The organism is Turicibacter sp. T129 (assembly GCF_025594975.1).
Classification (GTDB): Bacteria; Bacillota_I; Bacilli_A; order MOL361; family Turicibacteraceae; genus Turicibacter; species Turicibacter bilis.
The window spans coordinates 1-12577 of sequence record NZ_JAMQUU010000002.1 but is presented as its reverse complement, the minus strand read 5'-3'; the positions used below and the strand labels follow the sequence as shown (position 1 = coordinate 12577).

12 protein-coding genes and 1 pseudogene are annotated in these 12577 nt (G+C 27.3%); 7 read left to right on the top strand and 6 right to left on the bottom strand.

Annotation, left to right across the window (positions count from 1 at the left end; all coding sequences use genetic code 11):
- The 5 genes from abc-f to NEH75_RS00080 all read right to left on the bottom strand — a co-directional run bounded on the left by abc-f (position 1) and on the right by NEH75_RS00080 (position 5691).
- A complete protein-coding gene (gene abc-f / locus NEH75_RS00100; protein WP_155062453.1) occupies positions 1-1635 on the bottom strand; it encodes a ribosomal protection-like ABC-F family protein in 1635 nt (544 codons plus the stop codon).
- Positions 1628-2833 (bottom strand): MFS transporter, encoded by a 1206-nt coding sequence (locus NEH75_RS00095; RefSeq protein ID WP_155062452.1) that lies wholly within the window; start codon positions 2831-2833, stop codon positions 1628-1630. Before NEH75_RS00095 ends, abc-f begins: the two co-directional genes overlap by 8 nt.
- Before the next feature lie 44 nt (positions 2834-2877).
- Entirely contained in the window at positions 2878-4206 is a 1329-nt protein-coding gene (locus NEH75_RS00090; RefSeq protein ID WP_262941176.1) for an ABC transporter substrate-binding protein, read from the bottom strand.
- On the bottom strand, positions 4199-5176 hold the full coding sequence (locus NEH75_RS00085) for a ThiF family adenylyltransferase (protein WP_155062450.1): 978 nt from the start codon (positions 5174-5176) through the stop codon (positions 4199-4201). Before NEH75_RS00085 ends, NEH75_RS00090 begins: the two co-directional genes overlap by 8 nt.
- A gap of 275 nt (positions 5177-5451) precedes the next feature.
- On the bottom strand, positions 5452-5691 hold the full coding sequence (locus tag NEH75_RS00080; RefSeq protein ID WP_155062449.1) for a hypothetical protein: 240 nt from the start codon (positions 5689-5691) through the stop codon (positions 5452-5454).
- A 1123-nt stretch (positions 5692-6814) separates the two neighbouring features.
- On the opposite strand from NEH75_RS00080, the pseudogene NEH75_RS00075 reads away from it, so the two are divergent.
- From NEH75_RS00075 to NEH75_RS00055, 5 genes and pseudogenes are all read left to right on the top strand, one after another.
- A pseudogene (locus tag NEH75_RS00075) lies at positions 6815-7675 on the top strand (Rpn family recombination-promoting nuclease/putative transposase).
- Between the two features lie 180 nt (positions 7676-7855).
- Positions 7856-8428: a recombinase family protein gene (locus NEH75_RS00070; RefSeq protein WP_128446265.1), complete on the top strand. Its 573-nt coding sequence runs from the start codon at positions 7856-7858 to the stop codon at positions 8426-8428.
- Between the two features lie 38 nt (positions 8429-8466).
- Positions 8467-8604, top strand: a complete 138-nt coding sequence (locus NEH75_RS00065) for a hypothetical protein (RefSeq protein WP_155062394.1) — start codon at positions 8467-8469, stop codon at positions 8602-8604.
- A gap of 691 nt (positions 8605-9295) precedes the next feature.
- Positions 9296-9520, top strand: coding sequence for a hypothetical protein (locus NEH75_RS00060; RefSeq protein WP_128446249.1), 225 nt, complete (start codon positions 9296-9298; stop codon positions 9518-9520).
- A 10-nt stretch (positions 9521-9530) separates the two neighbouring features.
- On the top strand, positions 9531-9770 hold the full coding sequence (locus tag NEH75_RS00055) for a hypothetical protein (protein WP_128446248.1): 240 nt from the start codon (positions 9531-9533) through the stop codon (positions 9768-9770).
- On the opposite strand, the gene NEH75_RS00050 is transcribed toward NEH75_RS00055, so the two are convergent.
- Complete coding sequence (locus NEH75_RS00050) at positions 9750-10163, bottom strand: DUF5839 family protein (RefSeq protein ID WP_151922523.1); 414 nt, start codon at positions 10161-10163, stop codon at positions 9750-9752. The two genes, NEH75_RS00055 and NEH75_RS00050, sit on opposite strands and share 21 nt — an antisense overlap.
- A gap of 1525 nt (positions 10164-11688) precedes the next feature.
- On the opposite strand from NEH75_RS00050, the gene NEH75_RS00045 reads away from it, so the two are divergent.
- Both NEH75_RS00045 and NEH75_RS00040 read left to right on the top strand, forming a co-directional pair.
- On the top strand, positions 11689-11895 hold the full coding sequence (locus NEH75_RS00045; RefSeq protein ID WP_155062393.1) for a hypothetical protein: 207 nt from the start codon (positions 11689-11691) through the stop codon (positions 11893-11895).
- A gap of 24 nt (positions 11896-11919) precedes the next feature.
- Entirely contained in the window at positions 11920-12471 is a 552-nt protein-coding gene (locus tag NEH75_RS00040) for a Uma2 family endonuclease (protein WP_155062392.1), read from the top strand.
- Positions 12472-12577 lie beyond the last annotated feature (106 nt).

The following is a 12577-nucleotide window of genomic DNA, read 5'->3' as shown; positions in this document are numbered from 1 at the left end:
TTAACTGTTGCTTTTTTCTATTTCTAATATTTTTTCTCGAGCGTAATTATAGGGACCAATAAGTGAATAGATTTGTTTATTTTTTATCCATAATATAGTTTCAAATTTATTAAGTAATGAGCGATTATGTGACACACACAGTATAGTACCTGAAAAGTTTTCAATACATTTTTCAAGTAACTCTTGTGTTTCGATATCTAAATGATTAGTAGGCTCATCTAATATAAGTATATTAAGTGGTTGTTGCATTAGTTGTGCTAACCTTAATCGCATACGTTCTCCACCAGATAGGTTATTTACTAGTTTATATACATCAGATCCATAAAAAAGATATTTCGCTAATATATTTCGTGCCTGCGATTCATCTACGTTTATTTCTTCTCTAAAAGCATTTAACACAGTTGTTTTTTTAGGTGTATTAACTAGAGATTGAGCAATATAACCAATTTTTAAATTGTCACCTATTCTTAATACTCCTAAATCTAACATTTCTTTCCCCAAAATGCATTTTATTAGAGTAGATTTGCCTACACCATTTCTTCCTACTATCCCTACTTTTTCTCCATTTCGAATTAATATATTAATATTATCAATTAATACATTATTACCTATATATTTCGATCCATTTTCAATAGATACTATGTCTTGTGAGATATATTGGGATTCTTGAAAGCTACTACGAATTGAATTCTTTTCAAGTTGAGGTTTTGGGATTAGTACTATTCTATCTAGTGCTTTCTCCATACTTGATGCTCGTCTATGTAGTGCTTCTGAAGGAGGTATTGATTGATTTGCCCATTCTCTTAATTGTTTAATAGCTGCTTTCATTTTTTTAATTTTTTTTTGTTGATTTTTAAATCGCTCAAATTCAGCTAACAAAAATTTTTCTTTTTCTTTTAAAAAATTTTTATAATTATATGGCCAGAGAGTTACTTTCTTATTTTCAATATCTAAAACTTTCTGGGCTACGTTCTCTAAAAATGTTTTGTCATGAGAAACAAATAAAACAGTTCCTTTATAATTTTTAATAAATAATTCTAACCACTCGATTGAATATATATCTAAGTGATTAGTGGGTTCATCTAATAATAAGATATCAGGTTTAGTAATTAGTTGCTTTGCTAATTCTACTTTAGTTCTTTCTCCTCCGCTTAGAGAATCAAATGAAATATCTAATAAATGATTGATTCCTAATCCATTTGTGACAAACTGTATAGTTGAATCGACTTGATATCCTCCAATAGATTCAAATCGTTCTAATAATTTACCATATGTATTTAATAATAAATCTATATTATTTTTCGCATTAGGTATACTCATTTGAGATTCTAACTCTCTTAATTTGTTACTTATTAATTCTATTTCAGTAAAAGCTTTTTTTAAAATGTCATACGTACTCATATTAAGGTTTATATCTGGAATCTGATTCATTATACCTACTGTATATCCGCTGTTTATAGAAATATCACCACTGTCAGGAAAATCAATTTGTGCTATGATTTTGAGTAAAGTTGATTTTCCTGATCCATTAGGTCCGGTTAAAGCTATTTTTTCATTATAATTAATAGAAAAAGAAGAACTAACTATAAGACTTTCTCCATTAATATTCTTTGTTATATTATGTATATTAATCATAGTTAAGACCCAACACCTTTTCTGTAGATGACTTACTTTTATAAAAAATAGTAAGTGTAGTAGTTGATAATATTATTGTTAATAATCCTATAATAGAAAATAATACTAATGAATTTATAAAAGAAGAGAGATAGCCAATTAATAAAGAGCCAATAAACATTATTAATGAGGTAATAAGGTTAATCAAAGATAATATTGTTGCTCTCATTTTCGAGGGAATTTCATTATTAATAATTTTACTTGAAATAGGATCTACTAAATCGTATAAAGAATTTATTAATATGAATGCGAAAATAATGATAATTGGATGATTAATAAGCATAAATAAATAAAGTAATCCAATAAAACCAAAGGTAAAAATTAAAACTTTTTTAGAAGAATATTTATCCTCTAGTTTATAAGAAAAGATAGATAACGTTGCTTGAATAATAGCTATTCCAGCAAATAAAGATGATATATGATGAATAGGTATTCCAGAATTTTGAAGTATCTCTTGACCAAACATATAAAATATAGATGTAGTCGCAAAGAAAGTAGATATTGATAATATTAAAAATTTAAATCCAGAATTTAATTCTATAAATTTTTTCATTTCAGAAGCAAAACTAGTAGATGATTCTGAATTAGAGTTAGAACTATCTTCAGTTTCTATAAGAGGAATTTCTTTAAGTCTCGTTATAATGATGATTGTAATTAGTTGACAGAATAGCCCTAATAAGAATATATAATTCCATGATATTAATTGAATATATCCACCTATAAACATCGCTAAAGATAGTGCAACAATTATTGTTGAATTATATATAGCTATAGATTTCCCATATAACTGTTCGCTATTATCATATTTTAGTGAGTCATATAAATACGCTTGATCTGTTCCTGAAATAAAGGTTAATCCGATTCCATACAGTATATAGGCAAGTGATAATATCCAAAAATCATGAAATATTAAAAATATTACTAGGTATAGTGCTATAAATGAATGCCCTAATAATAGCCCTTTTTTTCTTCCTAATTTATCAGAGATGTATCCTGTTGGAATTTCCGTTAAAAACATAGTGATGTTTAGAATCGCTTGTAAAATACTAACTTCAAACATATTAAATCCGATGCTTAATAAGTAGATAACCCAAATACCTCTCTCGAAAAATAAATTTCCAAAGAAACCGATAATAAGTAATTTTTTATTATTTTTCATGTGATACCTCCTGTAAATATATGAAGAAAAGTAATAGAATTTAATTATCTATTAGCATATTCTAAATTTTTGACACATAGATAACCATTATCTTTTAATTGAAAACCATTAATATTAGAATCTTTAATATATAGACTTTTTCCTAAGAACAGGGGTATGTAATTATCCGTATATTGTAAATAAATGTTTAAATTAGATATATCATTTGCATTTAGAAAATTTAAAATATTCATTTTTTCTGACATATCATTTATATTAGTTAAAAATGATGAAACATAGCTAGAATAATGATGATAGAGTGGAAAGAAAAGATGTAAAGATATATCATATTCTTTCGTATTAATTTTGATATAATCTCTGAAATCTTTGATTATTTTGACTGAACAAGTATATCCATACTGCTTAAGTAAATAAATAATATTATCCATTATGATTGAATTAGGATAATAATCTGCATAAATTATTTTTAAATCACGAGTATCTTCTATTAATTGTAAATCATTTGAGTGTTTTTTCAAAGCTCTTTCAAATGTTGCATCTCCAGTTAAAGTATATAGGGGAATAATAATATTTTTTAAATTATTAGCTATATCCTTTCTACAAATATTTTTATTTATTAAATTTCTAAGTTTAGTGTTATTGACAAATAGAGTAAACATCATAGGAGAATTTATTTCTTTAAAATCAGAATATTGCATATAATGTGCATTAGTATGTAAAAATTGAGTGTGACAGCTAACATCTATTTTATAATTTTTATATAAATTAATACTGTCATTAGGGTTATTATTCAGCTTAAAAGTTAAATTTTTAATATAATTTTTAGTCTTTCTACTATAGTAATTAGGATTATAAATTAATTTAACTTCTTCGCTAGTTAACATATTTAATTTGTAAGGACCATTTTGAACAGCCATATCTTCTTCTACAGGTAAAATATAGATACTTTGTATGATATGGGAGAAAAAAAATGATTCTTTTTCTAATTCAATAATAAGTTTTCTATCATTTAAAACCTTGATGCCAATTTCGTTAATGCTTTTTAAGCCTTTAATGTAGTCTGCAACTCCTTTAATTATTAGCAATGATCTTATATAAATACTTTTATTTTTAAAATTGAGGTGATATAAAAAGCAATTAAGTAATTGCTGAGCATTTCCGATGTAACTAGAATGTAATTCTATAGAGAAAAAAATATTCTCTTTAGTTGTGATAGTGCAATTAATGTTGTTTTCCAATGGTTCATATAAGGCACTACATATAAATCTGCTGGTATAATCATATGTATTCAAAGGGTTTAAGTCAGAAGGAATACTATCTATTTCAATTATTATCTCATCTTTAAAAGCTAATTGACGTCGTAATCTATTCATTTGCTTTTTCCTCATTGTCAATGTAGTTTTTTTCTTTAATATTTAGACTGTCAAATTCAATTATTATTTTTTTTCCTAATGATTTAGGGGGTTCACCAATTAAAAATTTAATAATATCATACGTCATAAATGAAGAAATAATATTATTAGTTGCACCTAATGAGCCTTTTATGGGATCACGATTAATATGTTTTTGTGTCATATTTATATTCATATTATATGATTCAGAATTAAATAGTGGTCCCCAGAATCCACTACTAATTCCAACACCAGCTGTAATAAAAGGAATTTTATTTTCTTTTGCGTAATTATATGTTATTTCGGCAATATTGTAGGGGGTATCTGCAGCGTTAACTATAATATCTAATTTTATATTTTTTAGAAGTGTAAAATCGCTTAATTCATTTATCTTTGCATTAAAGCATATGATGTTACAATCCTTATTTATGCTTTTAGCATATTTTGAAGATTCCGTGATTTTATGAGATCCTATAGAGCTAGTATTAAAAATAAATTGTCTATTTAAATTATGCATAGATACATTATCGAAATCTATTAGAACAAAATTTTTAATTCCAGCTCCTACTAAGTTTTGTAAAACTATAGAACCAACTCCACCAAGCCCTATAATTCCAACTGTTGCTTTATCTAATTTTGTTTGAGCATCATTAGGATTATCAGAAAACTGTTCTAAATAATATAACTGTTTTTCTAAAAAAGTATTTTCATAGTTATTATCCCAGACTGGTAATATTAGATTATTATTTTGCAGAGTATTATGTAATATTAATGCATCTTCTATACTAATAAAGTCTTTAGCAATTTCTGGGTTACACCCTTGTTTGTATTGATTTATAACCTGCTCTATTCCATCATTAATAGAAATTTTCAAAACATTTTTATCAATAATATATATATACCCATCTTCCCTAATTATGGATACATGATCTTTAAATCTAAAGATTGTCATTATAATCTCTCCCTTTTCTTAAAAAAATGGACTTCTTATAGTAAGAAGCCCATTTTTTAATATATTAGCAACGATGAACTAATTCAGATATTTCAAAGTCTAAAATGATTTGTTCGATTGTCATGAAAGACACCCCCTTCCTTTATTGAAAATAATAACATAAAATACATTTTATGTAAATAAATTTCATTGAAAATAGGATATTTTTGGATTTTAAATTCCATAAGTCTTGGAAATAGCCATTCTATATGATACTAATAACATATATTCTTTAATTAGAAAAATATAAAGTATTGTAGGTCATTATCTTTAAGTTTTGATTCTATCAATCCACAATTCTTATTTGCAGTTGAAATTACCAGAGGCATTTGACTACTATTAGAATTATCTAATACTTGCATAAGTACTTTAGTGTTTATGTCATTATTGAGTAATAATGACAAATTGGTTAAGCAATTTAACTCAACTTTTTGTTTGCTAGTTATATTGAAATTGTCTAATTTATATTTATTCATTGTTACCTCCTAAAAAATATCAAAAAATTTAAATGTAGTGGTGCTAGTATAGTTTTATGAGCACAGTCAAGTTAATTCGAAGTAATATACTTAATAAATAGATGTATCTATATGAAGAGATATAATACTGAATTCAAAGTTATAGTTGTTGAACTTTATAAAACTAGATGTGCATTCCAATAAGTTAATTTCGAATAGAGTGTATCAGAATTATTAACTGTAAATGGATTAGGCAAACTTCTCCTATGTGCTCAATGGCTGATACTAGAACAACAAATATATAAAGCAGCAAGTATTACTTCTATAGGGAGATAATAAAATCTTAAAAAAAGGATAATTATATTTTGGATAAAATGAACCGATATGAATTATGCCAGTTTATTAATCAATATCATCAAGAAGATGATATCAAGTAACTTAGTAAGTTCTTAATAATCTATATCAATCTAAGTATAATGCTGATTATAAAGAGAAGTATAGAAATCAAAATTCCTTGAATGAATTAAGGAAACTTATTTGGAAGGTTAGATCAATATGGTGGGATAAAGATCTAGTCTTAATTACTTAGAAAAAGATTATCTGTTAGCTTGAGTTGTGTTTAATAAATAATGAAATCAATCAGTTTAAACTTTATTATTCAAAAAATACCCTTAAAAAAGTTGTTTAGTTTAGTATTGACAATCCAATTATTCTCTATAATGATTTAGAATCGCAGCATAAAAATCAAGAATTTAAAACTAAAATAGCTTTTTTTAAGTATATATATTTTATTCTAGTAAATGCCGTAATTATGTTATTTTAGAAATTAATGTTTAGTATGAAAGATTTAATTTTCCCCCTAATAGTTAATAATATAACACATACTATTTGCAAAAAAATGTAATTTAAAGGCGAAAAAAGGAGTAACAAAAATTATATGGATTAGTTTATTGAGTTAAAGAAAATATAAGATGTTAAATGTGGAGAAGAGGTAACGACTAAATTAGAGGCACATTACATTTTATCTTTTGGTAAATATCTGATGAAATGATTCTAATTTTACAGAATCTAAGATTAGTTTATGTTATCTGATTTAGAACGTAGTATAATAAGAGAAAGTGATAAAGAGAAAGGTTGATAGATAATGCCAGTCGCATTATTACCACCAAAAATGGATTTTGTTTTTAAACGTATCTTTGGAAATGAAAAGCCCCCTAATGTGTTGATTTCATTCTTAAATGCAGTTTTAAATCCGATTGATCCGATTCAATCAGTGGAGTTAAAAGATACAACGATTGAAAAAAATCATTTAGAAGATAAATATAGTCGATTAGATATGAAAGCTATCACGAATAAAGGAGAGTATATTAATATTGAAATTCAACTTAAAGACGAATACAACATGATTAAGCGTAGTTTATATTATTGGAGCAAGTTATATGAGTGACAACTAGAGAGTGGAGAGAATTATCAGAAACTATCACGAACGAGTTGTATTAATTTATTGGACTTTAATTTATTAAATCATTCTAAATTTCATAGTGTCTATCGTCTAAAAGGCTGCCATACAAATGAAGAATTAACAAATGTGATGGAGTTACATTTTATTGAGTTAAAGAAAATGCAAGATGTTCAACGTGTAGAAGATGTGAAAAGCAAGTTAGAAGCATGGTTATATTTTATTAATCAGCCTGATAGTGAGTTGGTGCAAGAATTAGAAAAAGTTGAGATTGAAATAAAAGAGGCAAAAGCCCAATTGGTTCGATTAAGCGAAGATCGTAAAGAAGGAGAACAGTACGAAAAACGTAGAGAGTCAAGATTAAATGAAGTCAGTACTTTAGCCTATGCAGAAGAAAAAGGAATGGTTAAAGGGATTGAACAGGGAGCAAAACTAGAAAAAATAGAAATTGCAAAAAATTTAATCCAAAATGGATTAGATAATAAATTGATTTCAAAATCAACAGGACTATCTCTTGAAGAAGTAGAGAAATTAAGACAGGAGTAAGGCTAAAAATTAGTCTTACTTTTTTGTTATACAAATTTAAAGTACACTCTAATTTTACATTTTTTCTCCTGGTACAAATATGTTAAAATAGACTTTGAATTTAATTAATTTACACTTTGTAAAGTTATATTTAATTCTATTTTATAATTAATAGTAATAGTTATTATTTAAGGAGATAAAATGAAAATTGGTTATGTTAGAGTTAGTAGTTTAGATCAGAATGAGGAACGTCAGCTTGTTACTATGAAAAAGTATGAAGTTGAAAAAGTGTTCATAGAGAAAATGAGTGCTAAAGATAAAGATCGACCTAAATTACAAGAAATGTTAGATTATGTTCGAGATGGAGATAGCGTCATTGTTCATGATTTATCACGTTTAGCGAGAAATACGAAAGACTTATTAGAGATTGTAGAGTATCTGAATCAAAAAGAGGTTAATCTAGTAAGTGATAAAGAGCATATTGATAGCAGCACCCCAATGGGAAAACTTATGCTAACTATGATTGGGGCGATCTATGAGTTTGAACGTGCTAATTTATTAGAACGTCAACGTGAGGGAATTGCTTTAGCCAAAGCTAAAGGAAAATATAAAGGACGAAAGAAGATTAAAATAGATAATTTAGATGAATATTATGAGAAATATCGTATTAGAATGATTAGCAAAGCGGAAATGGCAAGACAATTAAATATTTCTCGACCTACATTAGATAAGTTGTTAAAAGAGTATGAAATGAAGCTGATAAATAACTCATAATCGACCTTAATTTATCACATACTATCAGTGGTGATAGCATGGAAAAGAGAAAAGATGAAGAAAAGGTAATCTCGATTAAAAATGCAGTGATCAAAAAAACTCCACAAATCTTATACTGGATTAGTGGAGTAGGTAGTCAAAGGTATCCGATGGAATTTATTAAAAAAGGGTATTAGCTTGAAAAATAATAAAAAAATAGTTATAATAAAATCATAAGCTACATAGTATAAAAAAGAGCCATAGATTGTCCATGCGACTTTTGGCTCTCATTGAATAGTATTGTTACTCAATAAAAGCACCTAATGTCTTGGTCGGACAGGTGCTTTTACTTTTTTTTGTTGTCACGAACATTTTTGACTAATTGAAAAATTCCATTAGCCAAATTAACTACTAATAATACAAATGTTAATAGAGCGTTCATGAGATCACCTCGCTTTTGAGAGCGAGATTAAAAGTCGCACCATATCTATGACTACGGTCATTATTATACATGAAAAAGAATAGAATTGCAAAAACCCCCAAGTAATACTTGGGGGTTTAAGTGTTTAACCATCTATCTAATATGGAGGTCAACATGCTTGTACCACGTCACATCTAAGTATTATAGCATATTATTTTTTAGTGTCCAAATAGTCAGATACTTTAATATTTAGTTGTGTTAGACAATCTTGTTGCTAAAGAACTACTTGATATCAACGATTATCAAATATCGTTTTTAAGAACTTTATCTACTTCAAGTAAAAAAATATCCAATAACAACATTTTTATCTAACAGAGCCAAAATTAAAAAAGATATTGAAATACTGAACGTTGTTCAGTATAATAAGAGTGTAGTAAGGGAATGATAAAAACGAAAGGATGATAAATATGTATAATAACAAAACTAAAATCAACAGATTTTTCTTAGCTAGTGAATTACGAGGAGCGTATCACTTAGAACAACTACAAGAAATGGGGTTAGTGTTGAGTCCTAGTGAAGATTTTACTCAAGATGAGATTGAAAATTTATGGGAAACATCGGATGGTTACGAACTTTTGAACGTATACGACGAAGATTGCGAAGATGTTTATAAGAAAGTTTTCGGAATGTAAGGAGTGTAATATGAATTGGTTAGAAAGTGAGTTAAATGTCTATAATGTAACTCGTTACCGCCTGTCTAAAGAGACGGGTGTTAGCGAGCGATATTTGAAAAAGATTATTGATAATGATATTCCGCTTGAAAATTTGAAGTACTGGCAAGCGCTAGCGATATTAGAGTTTTTTGAAAAAAGAAAGGATGGTGCGATTGTGAGCGATAATTCAACTTATCAACAAAATTGTCTAACACAGCGTAATATTTAATGTTTCTTCAATTTTAGCATGGTATCTTTTTTGAGGGAGAGATTTCCCACGTTCCCAACCAGTGATGGTAGCGCGAGAAACACCTAATAATTGCCCTAATTCAATTTGCGTTAGTTTCTTCTTTTTTCGGAAATTCTGTAACTGTTCGCTAAATGATAATTTTCGTTTTTTTACAATACGATAGATTGCTTGATGATTTTTAGGTTCGTCAGCAAAAAATAAATCTATTACTCTCACTAAATCCTTACTACCAATGACTTCGACTTTATCTCCAACTTCGATTTTTTTTCGCATATCTTTAGGAATATGCCAAATATATTCTTTAGGATATAAGTATTTTTTTCCTTGTTCATTAACTTTAATATGTTTTCCTTTGATTTTATTTGGTTGCATAATGATCCCCCTAGTCTTATGTTTATAGCAAATTATAACATATTTTTAATCAATAACTCTAAAAAATGGATAAATAAAAACTCTAGGGAGAGAAAGTCCTAGAGTTTTTATATTTTAATGTCGAAAATATAAAAAAATAGAGAGATCAAACTAGCAAGTTTTAAACTCACTAATTCTTAGAAAGCATAACACAACTTTATCAAATTGACAATAATCTACAATAAAAGATAAGATATTATTTTAGAAAATATGATATACTGGTAAATGGTTGGTAGGGTACACATGTATAGCATTGGAGATTAAAAGAGAGCCGATTAGGCTCTTTTTTAATACTCAAAATGATTAATATATGCAAAAAGTGATTATTTATGCACAAAAAATGATTATTTATGCACAAAAAATTTATTTTTCACTTGCTAAATTTTAAAAATAGGGTTATAGTTTTAATTAAGTTGTTATCAACAGATAGCAAAACTTACTAATTAGATAATCAATTTACAATTTAATATAAATTAATGAGATAAAAAAAAGGACTTCTTAATAAATCTCCAGTCGCCAAACTAAGTAATTTATAAGAAGCTCACCTCATGTCTTTATTATACTCTTTTTTAACGTGTTTTACAAGCATAAAAGTATTGTTTTTACGTTATTTTTGCAAGTTTTTTTGTATGTGAAATGATAAAAAAGTTTGCATTTAGTAATAGTAGTGTAATAAATCATGAAATAGACCATAGAAGTCCTTTTGATCCTAGTGATTGAAAGGACTTTTTTTGTGGAAATCCATGAAAATCAAAGAGATTAATCTAATAAATAACTAAATAAGCTGATGAGTGTGTGACGAGTACAAGCACAGGAATAGCAACGTGTGGTGAACTGGAGCCAAAGCATAACTCTACGGAAGTCTAGTCGTGATTAGTGGGTGGTGTTTTTATAAGTTTGACCTAAACAACCTCAAACTTTAGTCGTATGATAGACTTTAAATCCTATGTCGTGGTGTAAACCTTTAGAGATATAGAGTGCCTGTAACCCACATTACGTTAATACTAGGCGTATAAAAGCTAGTGGCACAAAAATATAGGGATTCAAGGTTGAGAAATCAACAAAAAGGTAGGTTCGACCGAAAGGTGGAGCTGATATATCAACGCTAGAACGTACAAAATTTACATAGAGATATTAAAGGACGTAAAATGTATTGTTGCGATAATGCAGAGGGATAGCGTGTCAAGATAAGGGCAACGAACGATCAAGACATTTTGAATAATCGAAAGAGTATTTAAAGAAGAGTATCAGAGTATAGACTTAGAACAGAAAAGTGTTCTTTTTTTATTTTTCTAACGCTTTGTAGGAGGAAGTATGCCTTAGAAAAGGCTTCTTGGTAACTTAGGATTGATGTGGATAAGTGAAATTGTAAAAAATATTTATAGATTTATTTTTTATGTATTTAGATCTTTAAATACGTTTATTGATATTCTTTAGTGAATATTGTATAATGATTAAGAAATAAAAAAGAAAGGACTTATAAACTATGGATGTTAGAAAAGTATATACTACTGTTGAAGTAGCAAATAAATTAGATATTTCACCCCAACATTGTTTGAAGATTGCAAAAGAACTGTATTGTGATGGTAAATTAAGTGATTTTGAATTTAGAGATTCAGGAAAACGTACTTACTTATTTAATGATAGTGCAATTAAAAAATTAGAAAATTACTTTAAAAATAAGAAACGATAGGAATATAAAAGAGGTGAAAGTTTAATGATAGCTCTTGATTATGATTATATATCATATGAGGAATTTTTAAGTTTTTCTGATTGTATTAATGATTATGGGAAGATGGAATATTATGATGGACAAATCATTTGTATGTCACCAACCCATCCAATGCATAATATTGTTCAAAACAAGATATTTTTACAATTAATGAATGCCTTATCTGAATCTAGTAAATGTAATGTGTTTACATCTGATGTTGCTGTTAAATTTGAAAATAAAGATGAAAAATACCAATTTGAGCCGGATATTATGATTTGTTGTGATGATAAATTTGATAAATCTATTTATATTGGCGTTCCAAAGCTAGTCATTGAAGTATTAAGTAAGGCTACTCAACATAGAGATCTAGGGATTAAGTTAGATGTTTATGAAAAATGTGGAGTTGAAAACTATTGGATTGTAGACATTAACAAAAAGGAGATTATCGTTTATAGTAATAATTTTAATGGTAAATTTAGAACTAAAATAATTCATGATTTAGAAAGTAGCGTTGTATGGAATCAGCATAACATTTCTTTAAAGGAAATATTTTAATTTACTATTGGAATAAAAAAAGGGTTCTATAATATTTGGTGTGGGTGATTCCCACACTTCTTTTATTTGGAATAAAAAATAAGTATAAAAAAAGAGACATCACGTC

Coding starts and splice junctions, on each gene's coding strand:
- NEH75_RS00085 (WP_155062450.1), bottom strand. CDS start 5,176: ATGACAATCTTTAGATTTAAAGATCATGTATCCATAATTAGGGAAGAT.
- abc-f (WP_155062453.1), bottom strand. CDS start 1,635: ATGATTAATATACATAATATAACAAAGAATATTAATGGAGAAAGTCTT.
- NEH75_RS00040 (WP_155062392.1), top strand. CDS start 11,920: ATGATAGCTCTTGATTATGATTATATATCATATGAGGAATTTTTAAGT.
- NEH75_RS00095 (WP_155062452.1), bottom strand. CDS start 2,833: ATGAAAAATAATAAAAAATTACTTATTATCGGTTTCTTTGGAAATTTA.
- NEH75_RS00060 (WP_128446249.1), top strand. CDS start 9,296: ATGTATAATAACAAAACTAAAATCAACAGATTTTTCTTAGCTAGTGAA.
- NEH75_RS00045 (WP_155062393.1), top strand. CDS start 11,689: ATGGATGTTAGAAAAGTATATACTACTGTTGAAGTAGCAAATAAATTA.
- NEH75_RS00080 (WP_155062449.1), bottom strand. CDS start 5,691: ATGAATAAATATAAATTAGACAATTTCAATATAACTAGCAAACAAAAA.
- NEH75_RS00065 (WP_155062394.1), top strand. CDS start 8,467: ATGGAAAAGAGAAAAGATGAAGAAAAGGTAATCTCGATTAAAAATGCA.
- NEH75_RS00050 (WP_151922523.1), bottom strand. CDS start 10,163: ATGCAACCAAATAAAATCAAAGGAAAACATATTAAAGTTAATGAACAA.
- NEH75_RS00055 (WP_128446248.1), top strand. CDS start 9,531: ATGAATTGGTTAGAAAGTGAGTTAAATGTCTATAATGTAACTCGTTAC.
- NEH75_RS00070 (WP_128446265.1), top strand. CDS start 7,856: ATGAAAATTGGTTATGTTAGAGTTAGTAGTTTAGATCAGAATGAGGAA.
- NEH75_RS00090 (WP_262941176.1), bottom strand. CDS start 4,206: ATGAATAGATTACGACGTCAATTAGCTTTTAAAGATGAGATAATAATT.